The following is a 24,926-nucleotide window of genomic DNA, read 5'->3' as shown; positions in this document are numbered from 1 at the left end:
GCGGCATGGCCGACCGCTGCGCTCGTCATGGCGACGGCGGGCTCTTCGGTGGCGCGAGGCCGCGGCGCATCTTTCCGCCTGCCGATGTGGACACCCGTTCCGATGATGCGTACACTCGTCCATATGACGAGCCCTGACGACTCCCGGTCCATGCGCGAGCGGATGCTCGCCGGGGATCCGTACATCGCGGACGACCCCGAGATCGCCGAGCGGAGCGCCGCTGCGCTCGACCTCATGGCGGCCTACAACGCGACCTCGGTACGGCAGCGCCCGCTGCGCCGTCGCCTGCTCGAGCAGCTCCTCGGCTCGATCGGCGAAGGGACGGAGATCCGCCCGCCGTTCTACGTGGACTACGGCGCGCACATCACCATCGGGGCGCGCTGCTTCGCGAACTTCGGGCTCGTCGCGCTCGACGTCGCGCCGATCACCATCGGCGACGACGTGCAGATCGGGCCGAACGTGCAGCTCCTCACGCCGACCCACCCGGTGGAGCCGGAGCCCCGGCGACAGAAGTGGGAGGCCGCGAAGCCGATCAAGATCGGCAACAACGTGTGGCTCGGCGGCGGCGCCATCGTGCTGCCGGGGGTGACGATCGGGGACAACACCGTCGTGGGGGCCGGCTCCGTCGTCACGCGCGACCTGCCGGCCAACGTGGTCGCCGTCGGCAACCCCGCCCGCGCGATCCGCTCGATCGACGACGCCGTGGCCGCGCCGGCGCCGGGCGACGCGCCCGGGTGACGGAGGCGCGATGAGCGCGAGGAAGGCGAAGCCCGTCGCGCCGGCGCGGCGGGCGCGCCGCCACGACCCGGGGCGCAGGGAACGGCTGGTCGCGACGGCGCTCGACGTGGTCGCCGAGCAGGGGGTCGCCGGCGCCTCCCACCGCTCCATCGCGCGGGCCGCCGACGTGCCGCTCGGCTCGACCACGTACCACTTCGCCTCCATCGACGAGCTCCTCGCCGCGGCGTTCACGAGGCACGCGGAGACCGTGGCCGCCCGCTTCGAGGAGCGGATGCGCGCCGCGCGCGACCGCGAGGCCGCCGTCGATTGCCTTGTCGAGCACCTCGCCTCGGACCTGCTCGGCTCTTCGCGCGACCTCGTGCTCAGCGTCGAGCTCTACGTCGCTGCCGCCCGGAGGCCCGCGCTGCGGGCCGTCACCCAGGCCTGGATGCTGCGGAGCAGGCGAGCGCTGGAGCTCCACTTCGACCCGGTGACAGCGCGGGAGCTCGACGCGCTCGTCGAGGGCCTCGTGCTCCACAGCGCGCTCTCCACGGATCCGATGACCGCCGAGCAGATCCGGCACGCCATCCGCCGCTTCACCCGCTGAGCGCCCGGCATCACTTGATGATGGCCGGATCCTCGATCGTGAAACACTCGACCGACGACGCCGCGTACTTCACCGCATTGTACCAGAACTGCGAGATCTGAAAGACCTGCGCCGCCGATCTCTCATAGCAGGGGCTGTTCGGGTCCATGTACATCCGGGGGTCGATGCACGACGCCGTCCCGAGCCACTGGCCCGAATAGGTCACCCACTCGTCGCCATACGCGACGACGCGGCCCTTGCCGACCTCCTCGTGCACCGCGAAATTGTTCGTGCCGTCGGTGCAGTCGACGGTCGCGTTCGTCGACTTGATCGAGCGCGCGACGTACGCGCCCACGCTCTGGATGTCCTTGCCGATCGGCGTGTCCTGGTTCCAGGTGCCCACGCTCCCGGGGAGGGGGCCGCCGAGCGGCACCGGGCCGCCCCAGCAGTTGCAGTTCGGGCAGCCGAGCCGCGCGGGATCCAGCAGGCCGTCGGTGTTGAACTGGATGTCCGTGAACGAGAGGAGCTGGTTGGTCGCCGTGACGTCGTGGATGGTACATCCCTGTCCGTTGCACTGATAACCGCTCAGCGCGATGAGACCACCGCCGTTATTGACCCAGTCCTTGAGCGCGTTCACCTCGTCCGCCGTGAACTGCCAGGGCGCCCCGTCGTCGTTCTGTTCGCCCTTCGTCACCATCCACTGGAGGAGTATCACGTCGTACTTGGCGAGGAACTCCGGCGTGAGCGTGGGCTTCTCCGTGTTGTAGTTGTCGACCTGGGCCGTGCTCTGGGTGTTCAACCAGTTCTGAAGCGCCGTGGTGCTGTCGCTGCTGCACGGACCCCAGACACCTTCGTGGCCGATCGACGCGATGTTGATGCAGGTGCAGTTGCCCTCGTCATCGCAGGTCGTCTGGTGACCAGCGTCGACCGGCGGCGTGCTGCCCGGACCCGAGCTCGTCAGCCCGATCTCGCCGCCGAAATCGCCGCTGCTGCTGCTGCTGCTCCTGCCCGCGCCGCCGGCGCTCTGGCCGCCCTCGCCGTTTCCCGTGGTGTTGCACTTGTCGCCGTCGCCGCCCCCCGAACAGGCGATGACGGGCAGCCAGACGGCTGCGAGCACAGCGGAGAGGCGCGTCGCGAGCTGAAGTCTTGTCATGACCCATAGACTATCACTCCCCCGCGCCTGACTGCAGGTCCAAAATCGTGAGGAAGCTCTCCGCCGGCAGTCGCTACAGGCTCCTCGATCCCCAGCCGCGCGAGCCTCCCGCGCGACAGCTCCGGCGTGAGCGCTGCCCCGTCCTCGACCCGCGCCGCCCCCCTCCGCTTCCATGTAGACCGATCCGTCGACTCATGCGTATGCGTCGGTGCGCGCCGCGGCGGTTCCTCTCCGCCGCGCGAACGGTGAGAGACAGCGATGGCAAAGGCAGATCGAGAGAGCGAAGCGGCAGCGGGGGCGTGGGCCGGAGCCGGCGGGGGCGACCTCGACGCGCGATGGCGGCAGGACCTGGGGCGTCCGGCGCGGCCCTGGCGTCCGGCGCGGCCCTGGCGTCCGGCGCGGCCCTGGCGCCTGGCTTCAGGCGCGCTGGCGTGGGTCCTCGCCGCCGGCGCGCTCGGGTCAGGGGCGGCCGCCTGCGCGCGCGCCGAGCCGGACAGCGCGGGTGCCGCCGCCGGGTCCAGGCCCGCCAGCGCCGCGCCGAGCGCCAGCGCCAGCGCCGCGCCGAGCGCCAGCGCCGCGCCGGGCGCCAGCGCCGCACCGGGCGCCAGCGCCAGCGCCAGCGCCGCGCCGAGCGCCAGCGCCGCGCCGGGGGCGACGCCGCGGCCGGCAGCCGCTGAGGGGTGGCGGCCAGAGAGCTCCCTCGGCCTGCAGATCGAGGTCCCTGCCGATTGGGCGGTCAACGACTACGGCTGCGGCATGAGCGACAGGCCCACCGTCGTCCGGGCGCAGGGGCTGCAGCGAAGTTGCCTGACGGCCGAGGAGCCGACGAAGCAGGTCGCGATCATCGGCCACGATGCGCCGGCCGACGTCCGCGGGGGCCCGGGGTTCACGCGCCGCGACGTGTCGCTCGGCGGCGTGAGCGCCGAGCGCACCGAGGGGCGGGGCGCCGACGGACGCCATCTCGGCTGGCTGAGGATCCCGTCGCGTCAGCTCATGGTCTCGGTCCGGACCCATGACCCCGACATCGCACGCCGCATCCTCGACAGCGCGCAGCTGGTCAGCGTCGACCACAACGGGTGTCCTGCCAGGCGCCCTCCGGAGAAGCGACCCGCGCCGACGCACCCCACCGCGCGTTCGGCCATGGCGCCCGCCAACCCGAGCTCGATCTCCCTCTGCTACTACGGTGCGAGCGCCGATACGCTGCTGACCTCCGCGCGCCTCTCCGGCCAGGAGGCCGCCGCGCTGGCCGCCGCCCTGAGCTCGGCGCCCCCCGGCCCGAACCCCGACGCCGACCCGAAGGAGTGCGCGCTCCCGCCGGCGCCGCCCCCGGCAGACGCGGTGTTGCTCCTCGAGGACGCCGCCGGTCGAGGCGCGGTCCATGTCGCGTTCTCCGGCTGCACAGGGCGCGGCCTGGACAACGGCGCGCTGCGCGCGCGGGTCGACCAGCCCCTGATCCAGCGCATCATGGCCCCGCTGGGCACCGGCTTCGCCTTCCACGGCGACCTGAACCGCTGAGCGGCTCACGGCGCGGCGATCCCCGCGCGACAGCGGCAGCCCGCAGGTCACCTCATCTCGTAGACGTCGACCGTGTCCACCATCACGTGAGGAACGAGGACGCGTCCACGCTTCGTGTCGTAACCGATGTCCGTGGGCGTCTTCTGCTCGGGAATCGCGACCTCGAACGTCCCGCCGAGCTTCCCGCGAAGCACCGCCGAGGCTTCGTGGCTGGTCACGAGGAGCGAGTCTCCGACGGAGACCAGACCGTCGAGGCGGCCGCCGGGCGCCGTGGTGGTCACGTCCTGCCTGGCGCCCTTCTCGTCGAGGCGGAAGACCTCGGGAGCGCCGCTCGAGCAGACCACGAGCCCCTTGTCGGTCCACGCGAGGCCGTTCGGCATGCGCAGGCCGGTGCTCTTCGCCAGCGCCTTGGCCTTGCCCTTCTCGATCACATACATGGCGTCGCTCGACGTCGCCTCGAGGTTGCCGGTCGCGCCGATCTTGAAGCCGGAGTCGGACACATAGACCCTGCCGTCCGGGGCCGCCGCGACGTCGTTCAGCAACGTCGTGCCGGGGATGGGGATCTCACCCCTCGGCGCCCCGGTCGCGAGGTCGAACATCCGGACCGTCGTGAGGTCGGCGACGTAGAGCACGCCGTTCACGATCGCCGAGCCCGTCGGCGCGTCGAGCTTGACCTTGTTCCTGCCGCCCTCGATCCACTTCAGGTTCGTCACCTGACCGTCGGGCGAGAGGACGGAGATGAAGCCGTTGTTGTCCTTGTCGTGCGGATTGCCGTTGACGTTCGAGACGAGGTAGCGGTCGTTGTCCGCGTCGTAGAGCACGCTCTCCGGCCTGGCGAAGCCGGTGTACGTCGCGACCGGGCTCGGCGCGGCGAGCCTGGGCGGCTCGGACGCCGCGGGAGCAGCCGGCGCCGCAGGCGGGGGCTCGGCGTTGCTCGCCGCGACGGGCGCGGCGGGAGCGGGAGCCGCCGGCGCCAGCGCGGGCGGCGGCGCCTCCCCCCCGCAGGAGACCACCGCGGCCGCAGCGACGATGCACGTGAAGATTCCGGGGGCTCGTGCCATGGGAAGACCTCCGGGCGGCGAATCTACCACGACGCCGGGGGCGCTGGCCGAGCGGGTAAGAAGCAAACGCAGGGTGGCCTTGTCGGTCAGACCGCCCTGCTCCTCGGAGCAAGGCGGTCCGAGAGCGATCCAATCTAGGGCAGATTGGCAGAAGAGACAATCCAGCTACTATCGGTGCAGTAGCGGCAGCTCGCGCCGACGAGCGCGCCCTTGCCGCTGGCCGATTCGTCGCCCTTCAGCCACCAGTTGAGCCAGGCCAGGTTGACCTTGGTGAAATCGCCGCCGTTCCGGGCCCACAGATCGCCCCCGTGGTCCGCGCCGACCTTGGCGAACATCATGACCGGGATATCACCCTGGGCGGCGATGTTCTCGTAGTCTCTCTGCCCGTTCGGGTACGCGCCCACGCTGTCCGCGGTGCCGGTGATGATCAACACGGGCGTGTGAATCGAGTTGTAGAACGCCTGATTCACCGAGAAAGAGCCGCTGCTCGTGTGCCCCCAGGTCGTCATCCTGGGGTCGGCGGCGGTCCCCGCCGCCATCAAGCCGCCGCAGGAGAAGCCGTTCGCGCCGACCTTCGTGGTCTCGATCTTGTGGTAGTAGGCGCTGCAAGGCTTCTCGTTCTCGGCGATCACCCAGTCGACGTAGGCGAGCAGCACGTCGCCGCCGCCACCGAGCTCGCGGTTGGGCTCCGTGTTTCCCGGTGTCCCGTCCGCCACCACGAAGTAGCCGTGCGAGGCGATCTCGGCCATGGCCGCTTCATTCGCGAACCCGTCGCGCGAACATCCGCCCTGCCCCCAGACGAAGATGGGATACTTGGTGTCCCCATCGAGATCCGCCGGACGGAAGATGGTGCCCTGGTTGATGCCAGGGTCCGAATTCGTCTCGAGGACCACCTGATGAGGGCCGCTCCCCGACACGTTCTTGTTGACCCTCTGCGACTCGGTGCACGTGCCGGTGAAGACGCCGCCGCCCGAGCCTCCGCTCCCGCTCGCCATGTCCCCGCCGCCGGCAGGCGACGCTCCGCCCGCGGTGCCCGTGCCGGAGGCGTCAGACCCTCCGGTCGTGCTCTGGGAGCTGCTCGAGCCCACAGCCGGAGGACCTCCGGTGGAGGCCGCCTGCTCGCCGCCCGAGCCGCTCACGCTCCCTCCCGAGGCCGCCGAGGCTCCGCCGCTCCCACCAGCGTTGCCGTCGTCAACCGAGCCACTGCAAGCGCCGACGATCATGCCCAGCGCGGCCCAGATGAAAGCCCGACTAGATTTGGTCTTCATAGCAATTGTCATCGAATGACCGAAGTAAGAGGATACCCGTTCACGGCAGTGTGAGCGTTCACATTCTCGGTGTCAATTTCAATCGACCGGCCTGCGGCTGCCCTCGATCCCGAGGTGGAGCAGGCTGGCGGGTCTCCTCCGGAGCGCCGCGTCAAACGCGGGCTCTTCCGGCGCGCCGCGCTCGAAAAGGTGTGCGCAGGATCGCGATCTTCGCCGGCCCGCTCGACGGGCGCAGAGGCGATGGGTCATCGACCTGTGTGTGCGTTCACAAACGTGCGACCTGTGGCTGCGTTCACCAAGGTGAGACGGGACGGAATGCGCTCGCGGCAGCGGAAGGCCGGACCTTCCTCATGGGAGGATCTCGACATACCCGTCCGTGCCGTGCACGCGGATGCGTTGCCCATCCCGGATCAACCGGGTCGCATGTTCCACGCCGACGACGGCCGGCAAGCCGTATTCCCGGGCGATCACCGCGCCATGGGTCATCAGGCCCCCGACCTCGGTCACCAGGCCCTTGATGGACACGAACAAGGGCGTCCAGCTCGGGTCGGTGAAGGCGGTGACGAGGATGTCCCCCGCCTCCAGATCCGCGCCGGCCATGTCCAGGAGGACGCGGGCTCGTCCCTCGACGACGCCGGAGGAGACCGGCAGGCCGACGATGGCTCCGGCGGGGAGATCGGCGCGCTTGTACGCGCCTGTCACGATCTCCCCATCGGACGTGATGACGCGCGGGGGCGTCAGCCTCTTGTGGAGCTCGTGCTCGGCCCTCCGTTTGCCGAGGAGCTGGTCGTCCAGCCGATGCGTGCGCACGACCTCGCGAAGCTCGTCGAACGTGAGGTAGTAGATGTCTTCGGCGTCGTGGATCACGCCGGCCTGGACGAGCCGCTCGGCCTCTCGCAGCAAGGCCTGCTTGTAAACGAAGTAGCGATTGACGATGCCGTACTTCGGATACTCGCGATAACCGATGAAGCTCCGGAGCCGGTCGATCATCCGCCGGGCTTCGCTGGCCTTCTGCTCCCCATCCGGCAGCTGCCTCAACCGGTCCAGCAGCGCTCGCGCGCGCTCCAGCGCCTCCTGCCGCCCCTGCTCGAGCTTCCGCTCGCCGGCACGAGGCTCGAAGTTCTTGACGTTTCTCAGGATCAAGGGGACCAGGGTCGTCGGCTTCTCGCTCCAGCGGGCTCTCGTGATGTCGATCTCCCCGGCACATCGCATGCCGTATCTGTCGAGGTAAGCCCGGATGGCGTCCCGGGCCTGCTGCCCGCCGTCGAGCTCGACCAGCTCCTCCAGGAAGCCATCGTGCTTCACGCTCTGCAAATAGGCGACCACGTCCGGATAAGGGCGGATCACGTCGGCGACGTCCAGCAACGCCAGGCCCATCTCCGACGTGACGTTGTTCGACACGGACTGGGAGAGCGTATCCGCGGCGTTCCTCTCGCCGAGCCACGCCATCATCTTCTCGTTGAGCCACCATGCGGCCTTCATGGCCCCCATGATCACGCCCATGCTCCGCGGATCGGAGAGGGACTCCTTCAATCGCTGGATGTCCTCCAGGATGAAGTCGAACAACGCCGTTCCGGTCCTGGTCCGGATGTCGCGCTTCAGCTCCTCGAGCGCGGCCTGGCTGCGCTCGATCAGCTCCGCGACGATCGCCGGGTCGTCCTCGACCTGCGCGTCGAAGCGCGCGAGCGCCGACCCTTGCTTGCCCTGGCCGGGAGGCGAGGCCGCCGGATCGCCGGGCAACGGCTCGATGAAATCTCCCCGCTCGATGAGGGTCGAGAGGGCGTCCCTGGTGAGCGGATCGGAGCGCCCCACGAGATCCAGGAGGGCGTCCCGGCTGGCCGGCGAGGCCAGCGTCTTCGTGGGATCGACGAACAACCTGCCGCCCGCTGCGTACATGCGGCCAGCAGCGGTCAGCTGGAACAAGGACAGCCCCAGGGGCTTCATGGGGTCGGTCATCATCTGTTGATGGCCGACGGACAGGTAGACGTGGTTGCCTCGATCCCCTGCGTCGGGGATGGGAAACAGCGTCGTGATCGGCCGGCTCTGGACGATGTGGAGCTCCTCCTCGACGAGGCACCACTCGATGTCCTGGGGGTGGCCGAAATGCCCTTCGATCTGCCGGCCCAGGCGCTCGAGCCGCAGGATCTGCGCATCCGCCAGCGCCTGCCCGCCCTGCCGCTCGGGCGCGATCGCCCGTTCTTCGGTGCCGCCCCCCTCCAGGGCACGCGTCGCCAGCGTCTTCCTGGCGATAACCTTGTCGATGATCTGGCCGTTCCGCACCTTGTAGCGATCGGCGCTCGCCAGGCCGGCGACAAGGGCCTCCCCCAGGCCGAGGCCAGCCTCGATTGACGACACCTTCCGGTTCGACGTGACGGGATCGGCCGTGAAGAGGATCCCGGCCGCCTGCGCGAAGACCATCTTCTGCACCACCACCGCCATGTGGACCTTGCGGTGATCGAAGCCGTGCTGGATCCGGTAGGTCACGGCCCGCTCGGTGAAGAGCGATGCCCAGCACCGGCGGATGTGCTGCAGGATCGCCTGCGTCCCGAGGACGTTCAGGTACGTATCCTGCTGGCCCGCGAAGGAAGCCCCCGGCAAGTCCTCCGCCGTCGCGCTGGACCGTACGGCGTAGGCATCGTCCGCGCCGAGCCTGGAGAGCGCCTGGGTGAGCGCCGCCTGCAGGTCCTCGGGGATGGGCGTCCCTTCGATGATCCGGCGCAGCTCGCCGCTGAGCTCCCGGATGCCCTCCCGGTCTCCCACTTCGAGCGACGACAACCGATCGAGCAACCCGCCGATCGACGGCGCTTCTCCCAGGATCCGCCGGAAGGCTTCGGTCGTGACGCAGAAGCCGGCGGGCACGCGGATCCCCTCGATCCGCGAGAGCTCCCCCAGGTTCGCGCCCTTCCCCCCGACCACGTTGGCCTTCGTTCGATCGACCTCCTGGAGATCGAGCACATAGGTCCGCATCCGTTCACCTCCCTCTGGGAATCGGCAGCTCGTTTTGCGTGGGCGCCATGCTGCGCTCGCGGGCGCTCACTCGCCTGGGAAGAGCTCCTCGGCCGTCATGTACTTCGCCCCGAGCGCTCGCGCGAACTCCCGGTCGCTCTCCATATCGCCGACCATGACCAGGTGCTCGCGCGCGAGCTTGTGGCGCTGGATCAGCGATATCCCGAGCCCCGGCAGGGGCTTGCGGCAGAAGCAGCCGACCGGAAACGCCGGGTGCGGGCAGTACATGACCTCGGCCACGGGCAGGCCGAGGAGCTCGATCGTCCGCGAGAACGCGGCCAGGACAGCCTCTTCGGTCACCGATCCTTTCGAGATGCCGCTCTGGTTCGACACGAAGAAGAGCGTGTATCCGTCGTTGACCCAGCGCTCCAGGACCGCGCGCCGACCGGGCAGGAGCTCGACGTCGCCGGGGTCGCGCGGGTAGATCTCGCCGCTCTTTGTCCTTCGCAGCGTGCCGTCGACGTCGAGGAGCAGGCCCTTGCCCGTGAAGAGCGGATCGACGCGCCGGGCAAACGGGATCTCCTCGACCACCGAGAACCCCTCATCCACGTGCGGCGCCTCGAAATTCGCGGCCCACCGCGAGAGCGCCTGCGGCGGCGGCAGGTTGGGATCCTCTTTGCCGAGCGCTTTCATGTCCTCCGGCCCGAGCAGCTTACCGTGGCGCTCGAGGACGCGCAGGACGACGTTCGCGTAGGCCTCGTTGATGGGCGTGGCCAGGTACCGGCACCGGACCGGCACGCCGTGCGCGTGCGCCATCCGGAGCACCGCATAGCGCGACGCGCGCGTGCCGTACGTATTGTCGAGGACCACCCGCGTTTGCCCCGAGGAGAGCAGCTCTCCGAGCTTCTTGACCACGCCGTCGAGCGTGCCGCCGAGCTCATCGCGGTTCAGGCGCGCGTACCCTTTCGCCGTGTAGCGGGCGACCTCCGACGATTTGCCGGCCCCTTGGATTCCCATGACCACGACCACCTCGGGCGCATCGCCGGGGCCCTCTCCGGGCTCGAGCTTGCGCAGGCCGGCGGGGATCACGGGGGGCGCGACCGAGGCCAGCGCATCGGCCGTGGGCGCAAAGCTGATCTTCGAGAGGTCGGCTCGATCGCCCGCGCCAAAGGGGACCCGGAGCGCGCGCAAGCAGGACTCGACGCTCTCCCGCCTGGTCGCCCCGAACAAGGGAAGGACTGGCGGGCCGAGATCGAGCAGGGCCGCGAGGGCCGCCTCCTGGGGCGTGATGCCGTGCCGCGCGGCGATGGGCTTGATCGCGCGGTTCTTGAGGAGGCTATCGACCTTGGCGTGACCGCCGAGCGGCCGGTGGGCGAGGAACGGGATGCCCATGTGCCTGGCGAGCTCGAAGAGGCCTCGGGCGGCGCTGCCGCGATCGAGGACGCTCAGCTCCTCCTGGATGGCCCGCACCGGAAAGTGCCGCTCGGCCTGGCGGACCTCTGCGATGGAGGTGTTGCTGAGGCCGAGGTGCTCGATGAGGCCCTCTTTCTGCAGCTCGGCGAGGGCGGCGAGGCTCTCTTCGAGGGGGGTCCTGGGGTCGGTCACGTGGAGGAGGAGCATGAAGATCCGCGAGACGCCGAGCGCCTTCAGGCTGCCCTCGACCGTGCGGCGCAGGTGGTCGCGGCTGCCGTTCGGGGCCCATCGCCCTTTGGGTCGGGTGAGGCCCGCCTTGGTGATGACGCGCACGTCGTCGCGCGGGCCGGACCACGCGTCGAGCGCCTTGCGGACGAGGCGCTCTCCATAGTGGACCTCGCGGTCGGTGAGGCAGTAGGAGTCGGCGGTGTCGAGGAGGCGTACGCCTTGATCGAGGGCAACGTGGATGACGGCGGTCGCGTCCTCTTCCGAGGGGCGCCCCTCCGTGGCCAGCCGGAGCAGGCCGATGCAGAGGGGAACGTCGAGGGGGCCTAGGACACCGTAGGGCGAGGGGGCGGGAGTCACGGAGACGCTGGCGTACCCAGGTCCGCGGCTCGATGCAAGCGCCGGCGCTGATGCTGCTGATTTGCTGACGCTGCTGACGCTGCAGAAGCTCGGTGGCGTGCGCGCTCAGGGTCGTGACCCGGGTCCACCCCCGGGAGTCCGTCTCCGACATCCAGAGATCCTCTGCGTCAGCGCGATGACGGCCTCGAACTCTCGTCAGCGATCTGGCCCCCTCTTCGAGGGCACCGCGTCGTCGTGATTGGAACGCTGGGGGCGTAAGGCGAGAAGCAAAAGAATGTATTGATTGGCAAGCTCAGCAGGACGTGCGATCATCGTGTCCACCCGTCGTTCCTTGTCGACGAGCGTTGGCCATCGTCCCCCCACGAGTGAGGTGCCCATGATGAGAGCGTCGCGCCGTTCAGGCTCGTCTCTTGGCCGTGCGTTCGTGAAGCCCGCGTTCTCAGCCGCAGCGCTCTCCGCAGCGCTCGCCGTGAGCAGCGCCGCCGCGGCCACGTCGTCCTATACGCTGTTCGAGAGCGGGCAGGTCCGCCCGCTGGCCCTTTCACCGAACGGCAAGCTCCTCTTCGCCGTCAATACCCCGGATGGCCACCTCGAGATCTTCGCGATCCATGGCGGCAATCTCGTGCATCGGGGCTCGGTGCCGGTGGGCCTCGAGCCGGTCGCCGTCGCGGCGCGCAGCGACACGGAGGTCTGGGTCATCAACCATCTCTCCGACAGCGTGAGCGTCGTGAAGGTCGCCCCGGGCGGGTACGGGGGCGCCGTCGTGCGGACCCTCCTCGTCGGCGACGAGCCGCGCGACGTCGTCTTCGCAGGCCCGGGCAGGGCGCGCGCCTTCATCACCGCCGCCCACCGCGGCCAGAACATCCCCTTCGACCCGCAGCTCACCACGCCCGGCGTGGGGCGCGCCGACGTCTGGGTCTTCGACGCCAATCACCTCGGCAGCTCCCTCGGCGGCGATCCGCTCACCATCGTCACGCTCTTCAGCGACACGCCGCGCGCGCTCGCGGTCACGCCCGACGGGAAGCGCGTCTATGCGGCCGCGTTCCACTCCGGCAACCGCACCACCATCGTCCCCGAGCTCGTCGTGCCGGACGGCGGCGAGGACGCCGGCGGCGTGCCGGGGCCGAACACGAACGCGGAGGGCGTCCCCGCGCCGGAGGTCGGGCTCCTCGTGAAGCACGACGGCGAGCACTGGCGGGACGTCCTCGGGCGGACCTGGGACGACGAGGTCAGGTTCTCCCTGCCGGACAAGGACGTCTTCGTCATCGACGCGACCGCGAGCCCACCCGCGCAGCTCGCCGGCCCGGCGGGCTTCTACGCCGGCGTGGGCACCATCCTCTTCAACATGGCCGTCAACCCGAAGAGCGGCAAGGTCTACGTGAGCAACACCGAGGCCCGCAACGACCTCCGCTTCGAGGGGCCCGGCGTCCACGCGGGCGAGAGCCTGCGCGGCCACCTGCACGAGGCGCGCATCGCCGTGTTGAGCGCCGGCAGCGTCGCGACGCGGCACCTCAACAAGCACATCGACTACGACGCCCCGCCCGCCCCGCTGCCGAGCGCGGTGAACGACAAGAGCCTCTCGCAGCCGCTCGGGATGGCCGTGTCGAAGAACGGCAAGAAGCTCTACGTCGCCGCGTTCGGGTCGAGCAAGATCGGCGTGCTCGACACCGCCGCCCTCGAGAACGACACCTTCGCGCCCAGCGCCGCGGACCACATCGCGCTGAGCGGCGGCGGCCCCACCGGGATCGTGCTCGACGACGCGCGCAACCGCCTCTTCGCGCTCACCCGCTTCGACAACGCGATCTCCGTGGTGAACACCGCGACGCGGCAGGAGATCGCGCACGTCCCCATGCACAACCCCGAGCCGCCGGCGATCGTCGAGGGGCGCCCGTTCCTCTACGACGCGCGCTTCACGTCGAGCAACGGCGAATCGGCCTGCGGGAGCTGCCACGTCTTCGCGGATTTCGACAGCCTGGCGTGGGATCTCGGCAATCCCGACGGCAGCGTGCTCAACAATCCGTCTCCGATCGTCCCCATCGATCCCTCGCTCGAGCCCATCTTCGGCACCGACCCGCTCCTCGGGGCGGACCCCGATTTCCACCCGATGAAGGGCCCGATGACGACCCAGAGCCTGCGCGGCATGGAGAACCACGGCCCGATGCACTGGCGCGGCGACCGCACCGGCGGCAACGACGAGGCGAGCTCGCAGCCCGAGGACGGCGCCTTCGACGAGGACGCGGCGTTCAAGAAGTTCAACGGCGCGTTCGTGGACCTGCTCGGGCGCAGCGCGCGGCTCTCCGAGGAGGAGATGCAGAAGTTCACCGACTTCATCCTCCAGGTCACCTATCCGCCGAACCCGATCCGGAACCTCGACAACGCGCTCACACCGCAGCAACAGGCCGGGCGCGATTTCTTTCGCAGCGTCACCGTCGTCCCGAACGGCGCATGCGAGACGTGCCACGTGGTCGATCTCGACGCCAACCCGAGCGAGGGCGTCTTTCGAGGGTTCTTCGGGACCGACGGCCGCTCGTCGAACGACGCCGAGCCGCAGATCGTGAAAATCCCGCACCTGCGCAACGTGTATCAGAAGGTCGGGATGTTCGGCACCAGCGCGCTGTCCGGGTCGGTCCCGCCCGATCCATTCCTGGGGGAGCAGGTCCGCGGTTTCGGCCTGTTCCATGACGGCTCGGTCCCGGACCTGTTCAAGTTCTGCAGCGCGTTCGACGCGGGGCCGATCAACCCCGTCGGCATCCCGCTCGACGCGGCCGGCGAGCAGGCGAAGAGGGACATGGAGGAGTATCAGCTCGCCTTCGAGAGCAACCTGGCGCCCATCGTGGGCCAGCAGGTGACGCTCGACGCCATGAACGGAGCGACGGTCGGCGCGCGGATCGACCTCTTGATGGAGCGGGCCGACGCGGGCGAGTGCGATCTCGTCGCCAAGGGCCGCTTCTGGCTCCAGGATACGGGCTTCCTCTACCTCGGCCAGGGTGAGTTCGCGGCGAACCGGCAGTCGCTGCCGCCCATCCCGGACGCCTTGTTGCGGATCATCGTGAGCGTGACGAGCAGCGTGCTGACCTACACCTGCGTGCCCCCGGGCAACGGGGAGCGCATCGGCGTCGACCGCGATCTCGACGGCTTCCTCGACGGCGACGAGGTCGCCTCGGGGAGCGATCCGGCGGATCCGGACAGCACGCCTTGAGCCGTGGCGGTCACCGAACGGCGCGGCCCAGGGGGCGGAGCGAGACCGGCCCGGAGCTCCACGATGAGCCGCTCGAGCGGGCCGCGGACCGCGGGGGGATGTCCCCCCAGGCGGCGCAGGTGACGTCGACGTAGCCCGCGGGAGTCAAGCGTCTCGACGTGAGAAACGGATCGCCGTCGCGTCGTGCATGCTCCCCCGCGCGGTCGCGTCCAGAAGCTCGCGAAAGTCGGCAGGCGTGGCGGCGAGGAGTTGAAGGACCGACTCTTCGCCCCGGTCACGGTTCCACACGCCCTCCGTGCACACGAGCACGCGGTCCCGCGGCTCCAGGCGCTCCTGCGCACACTCCGGCTTCAGATGGTCGCCCATGCCGAGGAGCTGGGTCACGATGTGACGATAGAAGATGGTGTTGTCGCGATAGTCCATCCCCTCCATGCTCACCTCACCCTCCTCCATCCGTGTGAGGAGCGTGTGGTCCTTCACGACGGAACGAAGACGGCCGTCACGAAGCACATAGGCGCGCCCGCTCCCTACCTGAACGAAGCAGAGCGCGCCGCTCGCCTGGATGCTGCATGCAGTGATTCCGCCTGCGAAGTGACAATGTGAGCGCAAATGGCTCCAGCGCTTCGGCCGGACCGCGTCCGCCGCGCGAAGCGCGGCCTCCATGGGATGGTCGGACGACCTGGAGCGCTCGACCTCGAACAGCCGCTCATACTCGGCGCCCAGACGCCTCATCGTCGCGTCGGCGGCGGCGAGCGCCCCGAGCAGCCGCGCCGGCTCGGAATCGGACGAGCTGGCGAATGTACTTCGGAATGCGTCCAGGCCTGGGTCAAGGCCGAACGGCGCGTGATACCCACCGTATCTGGGTCCGGATCCGTTCGCGACCAGGAGGAGACCAAGGTCGCGATCCACCAGACACCGGTCGTCGCCGTCGGGAGCCCAGCCCCCTTTCGATGCGTGCGCAAGAATGTGCAATGCGTCCACGACCATGAGCTCCTCTCGCTCATTCAGCGGCCGAGCACGGCCGATGGGCCCGCCTGACGTCAAACAGCCGTTGCCGCTCCGGTTCGCACTCCGGCTCGCGGCCCTGCTCCGACCGCGCCCGCCCATCCGCTACGCCGTTCGTGGAGAATCGATCGGTCACCGGAAGCCGCCAGACCAGGTCTGTCCAGATTGTCGCGATTTGTGATGTCACCCACGAAAATTCTCGCAGATCCGCTCTGCGCCGCAAGGCCCAACTGCTGTCCAGCGCCATGAGCGTGGGGCACGGTACCCACGGCGTCTACCCATGCGTCAATCGGCCGGATAGCCTCGCCACATCCAGCGCAGCGTGTCGGGGAGCGTCTGCCTGATCACTTTCCCGTCGCAGTGGGCGGCGCCCTTCGAGTAGACGAAGCGGTAATGATACCCCTTCTCCTTGAGGATCGCCGCCACGCGCTGGTTCGCCATCACCCAGTTGTGGTGGCTCGCTTCATCTCTGGTGCTGCCGAGGTCGTTGTCGCCGACCTGCAGGAAGATGCGCAGCGGCTTGCGCGGGCTGTCCCGGATGAGCCCCTCCGTGTACTCCCAGGCGCCGTCGGGATACTCGGCCTCGGTGGGCGCGCGGGGGTTCTGCTGGTCGACGAACGTGCCGGAGTAGGTGACGATCTTGCGGTAGGTGTCGTGGCCGAACCAGCCCATGGTCAGCGCCGCCGCCCCGCCCGAGCTGCATCCGTACGTGGCGCGGCCGTCCGGATTGCTGGTGAACTTCAGGTTGGGGTACGCGGCGTGAACGGCCTGGTCGTTCTTGACCGCCTCGAGGAGCTCCGTATCGACGAACCTCTGATAGGCGTCCGACATGGTGTCGTATTCGAGCCCCCGCTCGCTGCCGTACGAGTCGCCCCCTCCGCTCGCGGCGAAGATGGCGATGACGCTCGGGAAACGGTTGTTCGGGTCCGCGACGAGGTTGTTGATCGTGTTGATGATCTCGTTCCTGTCGCGCGCGTCCTGGACGACCATGAACGGCGCCTCCGCGCCGTCGACGTACGTCGCGGGGATGGCGACCTCCACGCGGCGGTTGAAATCTCCTTTGGCGTTGTCGTTCAAGGTCGGATCGTGGCCGGTGAAGATCTCGCTCTCCCGGGACGACAGGGAAAACGTGAACGTCCGCCCCTGGGGAACGCCGTCGATCCTCTTGATCTCCGGGGCGTCCTGGTAGTCAGGCCCGATCTCGAAATCGCCGTCGCCTTCGGTGCCGACCGGATCGATCGTCCCGCCCTGTCCTCCCCCGCCGTTCGGGCCCGGGTCGTCCGTGCCGCCCGCGCCCGAGGTGCTGCCGCTGCTGGTCGAGGCGCTGCTGCTGCTCGAAGAGCTGCTGCTGCTCGGAGAGCTGCTGTTTCCGTTTCCTCCGCTGCCGCCCGAGCCGTCGGCGGCGTCGTTGTCGGACCCGCAAGCGGCGATTGAAAGCGCGACGAGGAGCGAGATACTGCATGGGATCGAGCGGCTCATGGATCCTCCTGGGATTGGGTTGCGTTACGCTGCGAAGCAATCACTCGCGTCGACTCGTCGAGCAGAGGCAGCGTCCCCTCGGCGAGGCGGTCGCGGGCTTGCGTCAGGGGAGGGGTGCGCCCGCGCCGTGCGCTCGGTGCCCATGATCCCCAGCCAGGGGAGCGCGATGGCGATGGCGCCGGCACAGCGCAGCATGGAACGTCGACTCAAACGAAAGTTCGACACAGTGAACGCTCCTACCATGCAGCCGTGTAGGGGAGGCATGCGCTCGCCAGGGCTCAATGGCAGTAGCGGATCGCCCTCGGATCGGCTCACCACGAGAGCGAATCGTGCCGGAGCGAAGTTTTTCTGTCGCAGCGTGAGCCTGCTGCTCGCCGCGACGCGGCATGCCTCCCAGCAGGCGGTATCCTTCTGCGGCGATCTCCGCGGCTGCGGCCCGATGGGGTGGCGGCCGCCCTCCACCGTGGCGCCGCCAGGGGGGCAGCGCTCCCGGGTCCGCGAGATGGCAGCATCGCCCGAACAGGGGCAACTGCACCGGCGCGCAGCCGCGTCGACGCGAGCAGCGGACCCGTCGGGTCACCTGCTCCGACCGAGAGAGCGCGCGAAGTCAGCAATCGCTTCTTCCTGATCGCTGTTCTCGATGGCCCCACGGCGGCAACGCCTCACGGCGGCGATCGCGTCGACCGGCGCGAGCCCACGCTTCACCAAGCAAGCTGCCGCGACGAGCCCCGTCCTGCCCAGGCCGGCCCAACAGTGGATGATCGCGGCGCGCCCCCGCGCGGCCGTGTCGAGGATCCGATCGACCGGCGCATGAAGGGCCGTGATGTCGGACGGTGCCGAGAAGTCGCCGAAAGGCCAGCGCAGGACGGCAATGCCCCGTTCCGTCGCACGCTCGGCCAGCTCCTGGATCCCCAGAAGCTCGAGCTCGTGCTCACTGACAAGCGAGACGAGGAGTCTGGCGCCATGGAGATGACGGAGCTCGTCGAGATCCTCGACCAGCGGCCGGCCTCGCCCCGGCGCCGCCATCATCCCGATGCCCGCGACGAGACCGGTCATTGCAGGGGGCATGTAGTCGACGTGCATGGATCAGCAGATGAACCAAAGTTGACCATTGCCAGACGTCTGGCTGTGCGTGGCCAGACGTCTGGCTGTCCGTGGCCAGACGTCTGGCTGTCCGTGGCCAGACGTCTGGCCGTCGCAGATCACGCTTCTCCGCCTGCGCCCGGGAGCGCCCGCCGACTCACGCTCTTCCCCTCGCCCCACCAGCGCGCTTGCGGCTCCCTCGGCGCGCCGCGAGGACCACGGCCAGCGCGGCCGTCGCCGCCGCCGCGACGCTCACGCCCTTTCGCTCGGAGCGCGGCGCGCCCAGCGAGCACATCGACGTCGACTCCATCTCGTTCGTCCCCCTGTTTACCTTTGCATCGAAGCTGACGTGCACCTCGACAGGCGCGCCATCCCGCGTGACCACGTACTCCACCTCGTGGTGGCCGTCCTCGTCCACATGCAGGTACGCCAGCTCGCGCTCGCCCGGCGCGAGATCGCACCCGTCGCCCTCCTCGTCTCGACAGGTGAACTCCTCGGGCAGCGAGATCGGTCCCTCGCAGCCGTTCGTGATCTCGACCGCGGGGCTGCTCTCGCATATCAGATGGACCAGCTCCACGTAGAGACACGCCGTCTCCGGCGTGACCACCACCTCGACGTTCGTTGCCTCGACCGATGAGGTGGGGCATGCCGTGGCCATGGCCGAGGAAGGCGCTGTGGCAAGCACGGCGCCCACCGCGGCAAGCTGAAGTGCGCGACGGAGGTTCATGCCCCGCGCACTGCAACGGCCATACCCTGTGCCCCGCGCAGCGATCCCCTTGCGCCGGAAGCGCAGAAGCTCCGCATCCGACGGCGTTCTCTCCAGCGCCGTCCGGTGCGCCGCCCGCTATCGGCACACCATGGCACGCACATCATGGCACAACAGCGGACCGCGCCCGCGCTGCGGGGCTCACCCCGTTCACGAGCCCAGTCCGCGCTCGGCGCGACCACCGCGCCGCGACCCGACGCGCTCCTCAGTCGTAGTACTCGTTCCCGAGGTGCGTGATCAGCTCTTCCCCCATCATCCAGCGCAGCGTGTTCTTCAGCTTCATCGACTGGATGAACAGGTCGTGCTCCGGGTAGAGCTCCGGCGCGGTCATCGGGCTCTTGAAGTAGAAGCTCAGCCACTCCTGCGTCCCGCTGAACCCCGCCCGCGCCGCCAGATCCAGGAACAGCGCCAGGTCGAGCACGATCGGCGCCGCGAGGATCGAGTCCCGGCAGAGGAAGTTCACCTTCATCTGCATCGGATAGCCGAGCCACCCGAACAGATCGATGTTGTCCCACCCCTCCTTCGCGTCCCCGCGCGGCGGATAATGCTCGATCCGCACCTTGTGGTAGAGCTTCGAATACAGCTCCTTGTAGAGACCCGGCTGGAGGATCTGATCGAGCACGCTGAGCTTCGACGCCTCCTTCGTCTTGAACGAGTCCGGATCGTCGAGCACCACGCCGTCGCGGTTGCCGAGGATGTTCGTCGAGAACCACCCCGAGATCCCGAGCATCCGCGCCTTGAGCGCCGGCGCGATCACCGTCTTCATCAGGGTCTGCCCCGTCTTGAAGTCCTTGCCCGCGATCGGCACCCCGTGATCGCGCGAGAGCTCCGACGCCGCCGGGAAATCGACGGTCAGGTTCGGCGCCCCGTTCGCGAACGGGACCCCCTCCTTGATGCACGCCCAGGCGTAGATCTGCGAGTTCGAGATGCCAGGGTGGTTCGACAGGAGCCCCGCCTCGAACGCGGCCGCCGACTGGTGCACCTCCGACGGCGCGATGAAGATCTCCGTCGATCCACACCACACCGCCACCGCCCGAGCCGCCCCGCGCGACCGCACGAAGCCGCGGATGTCGTCCCGCACCTGCTCCACCATGTCGGCCTTGTTGCGGCCCGTCTTCACGTGCGGGCCGTGGAGCCGGCGCACGTAGTCCGGGTAGAACACCGCCTTCATCGGCGTCACCCCGGAGAGCTCCTCGCGGACCGCATCGAGGTGCGCCGCCTCGAGCACCTTCGCCTCGACCGCCGCTTCATGCGCGTTGTCAGGGAAGATGTCCCATCCGCCGAACTCCAGATCATCGAGCGACGCCAGCGGGACGAAATCCTTGATCCTCGGGGAGCGGTTCTCCGTGCGCTTGCCCAGCCGGATCGTCCCGAGCTGGGATAGCGCCCCCACCGGCGCGGCCACCCCGCGCCGCGCGAGCATCACGCCCGCGATCGTCGTCGTCGACACGGCCCCGAGCCCCGGGAGGAGCACGGCCAGCTTCCCCTGCGGCTTCACCAGCTTCTGCGGCTGCTTCATCCGATCCTCTCCTCGCTCGATTCAGCTCAGCCGCTCTCGGGCTGCTCGTTTCCCAGCGCAGCCGTTCCCGGGCTGCTCATTTCCCAGCGCAGCCGCTCTCGGCCTGTTGTTCTCTGCCGGCTCAGCCGTTCGCGGCCTGCGGCAGCGGCGCGTCGCTCTCCGACGCGAGCCCGGGCCCGTGGCGGGTCAGCCCGAGCACGCCCCGGAAACCCTCGATCGTCCGGCGCAATCCGACCCGGAGCGGCACCTTCGGCTCGAACCCGAGCACCCGCTTCGCCTGATCGATGACCGGCTGCCGCTGCCGCGGATCGTCCTGCGGCAACGGGCGGAACGCGATGCGGCTCCGGCTCCCGGTCAGGTGGATCACCTCCTCGGCGAGTTCCAGCACCGTGAACTCCTCGGGGTTCCCGAGGTTCACCGGGCCCGTCTCCGTGGGGTGCTCCATCAGCCGCACGATCCCCTCGACGAGATCGTCCACGTAACAGAAGCTCCGCGTCTGCGAGCCGGCGCCGTACACCGTCAGATCCTCGCCCCGCAACGCCTGGACGATGAAGTTCGACACCACGCGCCCGTCGTCGAGCGCCATCCGCGGACCGTAGGTGTTGAAGATCCGCGCCATCCGGACCTCGACGCCGCGGCGACGGTGGAAGTCCATCACCAGCGACTCGGCGCAGCGCTTCCCCTCGTCGTAACACGAGCGGATCCCGATCGGGTTCACCGAGCCGCGGTAGCTCTCCGGCTGCGGGTGGACGTCGGGATCGCCGTAGACCTCGCTGGTCGACGCCTGGAAGACCCGCGCCCCGCAGCCCTCGGCGAGCTTCAGCGCGTTGTGCACGCCCACCACGTTGACCATCGTCGTCCGGACCGGATCGCGCTGGTAATGCGGCGGGCTCGCCGGCGAGGCGAGGTTGTAGATGCGGTCGACCTTGACGTCGTAGGGCTGGGTGACGTCGTGCTCCATCAGCCGGAAGCGGCGGTGGTGGAGGAGGTGGGCGACGTTGGCCTTGGCGCCGGTCGAGAGATCGTCGATCGCGACGACCTCGTGGCCCTCGCGGATCAGCCGATCACACAGGTGGGAGCCGACGAAGCCGGCGCCTCCGGTCACCAGGATGCGCAGCGCAGCGCTCATGTCTCTCTGACCTCCTCTCCAGAAGACGACGACCGCCCGCCAGCCCCCCGAGGGGGCAGCGCGATGGGATCCATCCTCGTCACGGTCGCTCCGTCATCCTTCATTGGCAGCACGCTGTTCCAAGCCCGACACCACACGTCGATGTCACTGTCTCCGGTCCCCTGGGAGCTCCCGCTCATCGAGCAGCTCCCGGGCATACCTCTCGAGCGCCTCGGCGCGGTGCGCCGCGGTGTGCCGGGCGAGCACGCGCTCGCGCGCCCGCTGCCCGATCGCGATCCGCTCCCGCTCCGGGAACTCGCGCAGCATGCGCAGCGCCTCCTCCGAGGAGCGGGCGACCAGGATCTCCTTGCCAGGCTCGAAGAACTCGTCGAGACCCGGCCAGTCGTCGCTGATCACCGGCACGCCGCACGCCGCCGCCTCGAACAGGCGCACGCTCGGCGAATACCCCGCCTCGATCATGTCCTGCCGCGTGACGTTGAGCGTGAAGCGCTGCGCGCCGTAGAAGCCCCGGTGCTCGCCCGGCGGGATGTGATCCGTCCTGTCGACGTTGGCCGGCCACGCGATGTCCGCCGGGTACTGCGGCCCGGCCACCGCGAAGCGGCCCTGCTCCCAGCGGCGCGCCGGCTCTACCAGCAGCCGGTCCAGCGTGGGCTGGCGATCGGCGCTGTAGGTGCCGAGGTAGCCGAGATCCCACCGGGGCGAGGCGCGCTCCGGGAAGTACTCGTCCGGGTCCACCGAGCAGTAGAGCGGGCGCGCCCGCTTCGCCCCGTAGCGGCGCTCGAGCACGTCGAGCGTCGGGCCGCCGGTGAACGAGAGGTAGAGGTCGTACCGCGGGATCAGCGCCGCCGACAGGTACTCGGTGTCGCCCCGCTCGAGCTTCTTCAGCGTCACCGGCGTGTCGATGTCGTAGAACGCCGTCTTCCCGCGCGCCGTCTCCGTCACCCACGCGCCGACCGCGACCCCGTCGGGCACGTACGACCCGACCACCACCACGTCCGCGTCGCGCACCGCCTCGCCGAAGCGCGCGCGGAGGTCGTCGAGGCCCTGGTAGAGCTCGGTCTGGCCGTAGGGCGGGCTCGGGAGATCGCGGTTCTCCGCGTAGAACCAGAGGTCCCGCTCGAGGAACAGCACGCGGTGGCCGCGCTGCGCCAGCCGCTTGATCAGGCCGCGGTAGGTGGTCGCGTGGCCGTTGCCCCACGACGAGGTGATCGAGAGGCCCAGGAAAACGAAGGAGGTTGTCTTCACGGCGCGGCCGCGGTGAGGGTTGCGTCGTCAGGGCGGGCGAGCAGCGCTTCGACCTGCTTCGCCCGCTCCGCGTAGGTGTGCGCGGCGAGCACGCGCTGCTTCGCCGCCTTGCCGATCGCGCGCGCCCGCTCGGGCGTGAGCGCCCGGAGGATCGCCGCGACCTCGTCGCCGCTGCTGGCGACAAGCACCTCGCGCTCGGGCTCGAGGAAGAGCTCGATGCCCTCCCACGCGTCGGTGATGAGGCACGCGGCCGCGCCCGCGGCCTCGAAGACCCGGGTCGCCGGCGAGAAGCCGACCGACGCCATGCTGTCGCGCGCCACGTTCAGCACCGCGCGCGCGCTCGCGTTGAAGGCGTTGTGATCCGCGGTGTAGACGTGCCCGACGTACCGGACGTTCGGCGGCATCGCCTTGTCCTGCCAGCCGTTGCCGCCGAGCAGGAACCTGAGCTCGGGGAGCGCGGCCGCGGGCCGGAGGAAGAACTCCTCGACCCGCTTCTCGCGGTCCGGCAGGCGGTTCGCGAGGAGCGCGAAATCGCAGTCGAACCGCGGGTCCGGCGCGACCTCGACGTGCGTCTCGGGGTCGAGCGCGTTGTAGATCGGCACGCAGCGCCGCGCGCCGAGCGCCTCGTAGCCGCGCACCACGGGGTCGCCGCCGCCGTAGGTGAAGACCAGGCTGTAGCGCGGGATCTGCGGCCGGAACGCGTCGGACGGGTCGGTCCGGACCCGCTCGAGCGTGGCCGGCGCGTCGACGTCCCAGAAGATGGTCGTGAGCCCCGGCCGATCGATCGCGGCGACCTCGGCCTCGAGGAGCTCGTCGAACACGCCGACGCCGCTCGCCTTGACGACGACGTCCGCGCTCCGCGCCTGCTCGACGAGCCGCCGGGGCTCCGCCGGGTCGGTGCCGGAGTAGACCACCACGCGGGCCCACGGCGGGTCCTCGATGTCGCGGTGCTTCTGCCGGTCGTAGGCGTCCGGCTCGTAGAAGGTGACCCGGTGGCCGCGCGCGGCGAGGGCGCGGATGATGCCGCGGTAGTAGGTGGCGGCTCCGTTCCAGTAGGCGGAGACGAGGCTCGATCCGAAGAAGGCGATGGTGAGCGATCGGCTCGAGGTCGGGCGTCGGTTCATGCGGTGGCTCGCTGGGTGGTGGCGGCGGGCGCAGGGCGGTCGACCTCGATGCCGAGGTCGGCCGAGATGCTCAGCAGCTCGTTGACGCGGTGGGCGCAGGTGTGGCGCGCGAGGACGGCCTTGCGCCCCCGCTCCGCCAGCTCGGCGGCCATCGCGGGCTCGGCGAGGAGCGCCCGCAGGTGCTTCTTCATCTCCTCGCCGTCCCGGGCGACGAGGTAGTCGAGCCCGGGCGAGAACAGCGCCTCCGCGTCGCTCCACGGCGAGCAGACGAGCGGGATCGCGCACGCCAGGGCCTCGAACGGCCGGATGGTCGGGGTGCCGGGGAGCGACTCGACGTAGGGCCGCCGCGGCACGTGGACGGTCACCCGCGCCCGCGCGAACGCGTCGGGCGCGCGGTGGTTGGGGAGCCAGCCGCGGTACTCGATCCCGGCGGCCTCGAGGGCGGCGCGGGCGTGCTCGGGGTAGCGCACCCCGTGCACGCGGGCGGAGAGCCGGAGGTCGCGCGCCGGGCCGATCAGGAACTCGTCGAGCTCGCGCGTGCGCTCCTCGTCGCCCCAGTTGCCGACCCAGACGAGGTCGCGCTCGGGCTGGACGTCGCGGCGCGGCCGGAACACCCGCGCGTCCGCGGCCTCGTGCCAGATGAAGGCGCGGCGGGCCCAGCGCCGCTCGAGGTAGATGTCGCGGATCACCCGGCCGAAGGCGAGGACGCCGTCGTAGTGGGTGAGGTCGTAGCGGGCCATGGCCCCGGGATCGGTGACCGACCGGTGGTGCGTGTCGTGGAAGAGCAGCCGGTACGAGGCGCCCGTCCGGTGCGCGCCGACGCGGGCGACGAGCTCGGGCTCGCTCCACTCGTGGACGATGACCAGCGAGGCGCCCTCGAGCGCCTGATCCAGGTCGAGCGAGGCGAGGTCGTACCGGATCGGGTCGAGGTGCGGGTAGACGTCCCGCACCTCGCGCAGCGGCGCCTCGCCGTGGTCGGCGACGAGGTTCTGGAGGCTCCAGGCGTCCCGCGGCTCGAAGACGCGGACCTCGTGCCCGCGCTCGGCGAGCTCGGTGACCACGCCGCGGAGGAAGTGCGCGTTGCCGTGGTTCCAGTCGGACAGCAGCGAATGACAGAACAGGACGATGCGCAT

18 protein-coding genes are annotated in these 24,926 nt (G+C 69.8%); 4 read left to right on the top strand and 14 right to left on the bottom strand.

The genetic code is table 11. From position 1 onward, the window contains the following. Positions 1 to 123: 123 nt before the first annotated feature. Positions 124 to 738, top strand: coding sequence for a sugar O-acetyltransferase (locus WME76_RS32050; protein WP_437956040.1), 615 nt, complete (start codon positions 124 to 126; stop codon positions 736 to 738). A 10-nt stretch (positions 739 to 748) separates the two neighbouring features. After that, positions 749 to 1,324: a TetR/AcrR family transcriptional regulator gene (locus WME76_RS32045; RefSeq protein ID WP_437956039.1), complete on the top strand. Its 576-nt coding sequence runs from the start codon at positions 749 to 751 to the stop codon at positions 1,322 to 1,324. 10 nt (positions 1,325 to 1,334) lie between these two features. On the opposite strand, the gene WME76_RS32040 is transcribed toward WME76_RS32045, so the two are convergent. Beyond that, positions 1,335 to 2,456, bottom strand: coding sequence for a hypothetical protein (locus WME76_RS32040; protein WP_437956038.1), 1,122 nt, complete (start codon positions 2,454 to 2,456; stop codon positions 1,335 to 1,337). A gap of 756 nt (positions 2,457 to 3,212) precedes the next feature. Here WME76_RS32040 and WME76_RS32035 point away from each other — a divergent pair. After that, a complete protein-coding gene (locus tag WME76_RS32035; RefSeq protein WP_437956037.1) occupies positions 3,213 to 3,971 on the top strand; it encodes a hypothetical protein in 759 nt (252 codons plus the stop codon). A 47-nt stretch (positions 3,972 to 4,018) separates the two neighbouring features. Here WME76_RS32035 and WME76_RS32030 read toward each other — a convergent pair whose 3' ends face one another. The 4 genes from WME76_RS32030 to WME76_RS32015 form a co-directional block, all read right to left on the bottom strand. Continuing rightward, positions 4,019 to 5,032, bottom strand: a complete 1,014-nt coding sequence (locus WME76_RS32030) for an SMP-30/gluconolactonase/LRE family protein (protein ID WP_437956036.1) — start codon at positions 5,030 to 5,032, stop codon at positions 4,019 to 4,021. Positions 5,033 to 5,166: 134 nt separating this feature from the next. Continuing rightward, complete coding sequence (locus WME76_RS32025; protein WP_437956035.1) at positions 5,167 to 6,300, bottom strand: alpha/beta hydrolase family protein; 1,134 nt, start codon at positions 6,298 to 6,300, stop codon at positions 5,167 to 5,169. A 348-nt stretch (positions 6,301 to 6,648) separates the two neighbouring features. Then, positions 6,649 to 9,267, bottom strand: coding sequence for a rifamycin-inactivating phosphotransferase (gene rph / locus WME76_RS32020; RefSeq protein WP_437956034.1), 2,619 nt, complete (start codon positions 9,265 to 9,267; stop codon positions 6,649 to 6,651). Positions 9,268 to 9,333: 66 nt separating this feature from the next. Next, on the bottom strand, positions 9,334 to 11,244 hold the full coding sequence (locus tag WME76_RS32015; RefSeq protein WP_437956033.1) for an aldo/keto reductase: 1,911 nt from the start codon (positions 11,242 to 11,244) through the stop codon (positions 9,334 to 9,336). Positions 11,245 to 11,623: 379 nt separating this feature from the next. Here WME76_RS32015 and WME76_RS32010 point away from each other — a divergent pair, with 379 nt between their 5' ends. Further along, positions 11,624 to 14,443 (top strand): hypothetical protein, encoded by a 2,820-nt coding sequence (locus WME76_RS32010; protein ID WP_437962178.1) that lies wholly within the window; start codon positions 11,624 to 11,626, stop codon positions 14,441 to 14,443. A 144-nt stretch (positions 14,444 to 14,587) separates the two neighbouring features. Here WME76_RS32010 and WME76_RS32005 read toward each other — a convergent pair whose 3' ends face one another. The 9 genes from WME76_RS32005 to WME76_RS31965 form a co-directional block, all read right to left on the bottom strand. After that, positions 14,588 to 15,430 carry a PP2C family protein-serine/threonine phosphatase gene (locus WME76_RS32005; protein WP_437956032.1) on the bottom strand — a complete coding sequence of 281 codons (843 nt, stop codon included), beginning with the start codon at positions 15,428 to 15,430 and terminating at the stop codon, positions 14,588 to 14,590. A gap of 303 nt (positions 15,431 to 15,733) precedes the next feature. Next, positions 15,734 to 16,927, bottom strand: coding sequence for an alpha/beta hydrolase (locus tag WME76_RS32000; protein ID WP_437956031.1), 1,194 nt, complete (start codon positions 16,925 to 16,927; stop codon positions 15,734 to 15,736). Positions 16,928 to 17,503: 576 nt separating this feature from the next. Beyond that, a complete protein-coding gene (locus WME76_RS31995; protein WP_437956030.1) occupies positions 17,504 to 18,010 on the bottom strand; it encodes a phosphatase domain-containing putative toxin in 507 nt (168 codons plus the stop codon). A gap of 157 nt (positions 18,011 to 18,167) precedes the next feature. Beyond that, positions 18,168 to 18,668: a hypothetical protein gene (locus WME76_RS31990; protein WP_437956029.1), complete on the bottom strand. Its 501-nt coding sequence runs from the start codon at positions 18,666 to 18,668 to the stop codon at positions 18,168 to 18,170. Positions 18,669 to 18,981: 313 nt separating this feature from the next. Then, on the bottom strand, positions 18,982 to 20,295 hold the full coding sequence (locus tag WME76_RS31985) for an inositol-3-phosphate synthase (protein WP_437956028.1): 1,314 nt from the start codon (positions 20,293 to 20,295) through the stop codon (positions 18,982 to 18,984). 121 nt (positions 20,296 to 20,416) lie between these two features. Beyond that, complete coding sequence (locus WME76_RS31980; protein ID WP_437956027.1) at positions 20,417 to 21,424, bottom strand: UDP-glucuronic acid decarboxylase family protein; 1,008 nt, start codon at positions 21,422 to 21,424, stop codon at positions 20,417 to 20,419. Between the two features lie 144 nt (positions 21,425 to 21,568). Then, positions 21,569 to 22,669, bottom strand: coding sequence for a CgeB family protein (locus WME76_RS31975; RefSeq protein WP_437956026.1), 1,101 nt, complete (start codon positions 22,667 to 22,669; stop codon positions 21,569 to 21,571). Further along, positions 22,666 to 23,793, bottom strand: a complete 1,128-nt coding sequence (locus tag WME76_RS31970; RefSeq protein ID WP_437956025.1) for a CgeB family protein — start codon at positions 23,791 to 23,793, stop codon at positions 22,666 to 22,668. The genes WME76_RS31975 and WME76_RS31970 overlap by 4 nt, the downstream gene beginning before the upstream one ends. Continuing rightward, positions 23,790 to 24,926, bottom strand: a complete 1,137-nt coding sequence (locus WME76_RS31965) for a CgeB family protein (protein WP_437956024.1) — start codon at positions 24,924 to 24,926, stop codon at positions 23,790 to 23,792. Before WME76_RS31965 ends, WME76_RS31970 begins: the two co-directional genes overlap by 4 nt.

The sequence above is a fragment of the Sorangium sp. So ce119 genome, from assembly GCF_051524405.1.
In the GTDB taxonomy this organism is placed as follows: Bacteria; Myxococcota_A; Polyangia; order Polyangiales; family Polyangiaceae; genus Sorangium; species Sorangium cellulosum_G.
Note: the sequence above shows the minus strand (reverse complement) of the source record. Positions and strands in the feature narration are given on the sequence as shown.

Excerpts from the sequence above, each read along its gene's own strand:
- WME76_RS31995 (WP_437956030.1), bottom strand. The coding sequence starts at position 18,010 with ATGCACGTCGACTACATGCCCCCTGCAATGACCGGTCTCGTCGCGGGC.
- WME76_RS31965 (WP_437956024.1), bottom strand. The coding sequence starts at position 24,926 with ATGCGCATCGTCCTGTTCTGTCATTCGCTGCTGTCCGACTGGAACCAC.
- WME76_RS32035 (WP_437956037.1), top strand. The coding sequence starts at position 3,213 with ATGAGCGACAGGCCCACCGTCGTCCGGGCGCAGGGGCTGCAGCGAAGT.
- WME76_RS32045 (WP_437956039.1), top strand. The coding sequence starts at position 749 with ATGAGCGCGAGGAAGGCGAAGCCCGTCGCGCCGGCGCGGCGGGCGCGC.
- WME76_RS32000 (WP_437956031.1), bottom strand. The coding sequence starts at position 16,927 with ATGAGCCGCTCGATCCCATGCAGTATCTCGCTCCTCGTCGCGCTTTCA.
- WME76_RS31980 (WP_437956027.1), bottom strand. The coding sequence starts at position 21,424 with ATGAGCGCTGCGCTGCGCATCCTGGTGACCGGAGGCGCCGGCTTCGTC.
- WME76_RS32050 (WP_437956040.1), top strand. The coding sequence starts at position 124 with ATGACGAGCCCTGACGACTCCCGGTCCATGCGCGAGCGGATGCTCGCC.
- rph (WP_437956034.1), bottom strand. The coding sequence starts at position 9,267 with ATGCGGACCTATGTGCTCGATCTCCAGGAGGTCGATCGAACGAAGGCC.
- WME76_RS32005 (WP_437956032.1), bottom strand. The coding sequence starts at position 15,430 with ATGGTCGTGGACGCATTGCACATTCTTGCGCACGCATCGAAAGGGGGC.
- WME76_RS32010 (WP_437962178.1), top strand. The coding sequence starts at position 11,624 with ATGAGAGCGTCGCGCCGTTCAGGCTCGTCTCTTGGCCGTGCGTTCGTG.
- WME76_RS31990 (WP_437956029.1), bottom strand. The coding sequence starts at position 18,668 with ATGGCCACGGCATGCCCCACCTCATCGGTCGAGGCAACGAACGTCGAG.
- WME76_RS32025 (WP_437956035.1), bottom strand. The coding sequence starts at position 6,300 with ATGAAGACCAAATCTAGTCGGGCTTTCATCTGGGCCGCGCTGGGCATG.
- WME76_RS32030 (WP_437956036.1), bottom strand. The coding sequence starts at position 5,032 with ATGGCACGAGCCCCCGGAATCTTCACGTGCATCGTCGCTGCGGCCGCG.
- WME76_RS31970 (WP_437956025.1), bottom strand. The coding sequence starts at position 23,793 with ATGAACCGACGCCCGACCTCGAGCCGATCGCTCACCATCGCCTTCTTC.
- WME76_RS31985 (WP_437956028.1), bottom strand. The coding sequence starts at position 20,295 with ATGAAGCAGCCGCAGAAGCTGGTGAAGCCGCAGGGGAAGCTGGCCGTG.
- WME76_RS32040 (WP_437956038.1), bottom strand. The coding sequence starts at position 2,456 with ATGACAAGACTTCAGCTCGCGACGCGCCTCTCCGCTGTGCTCGCAGCC.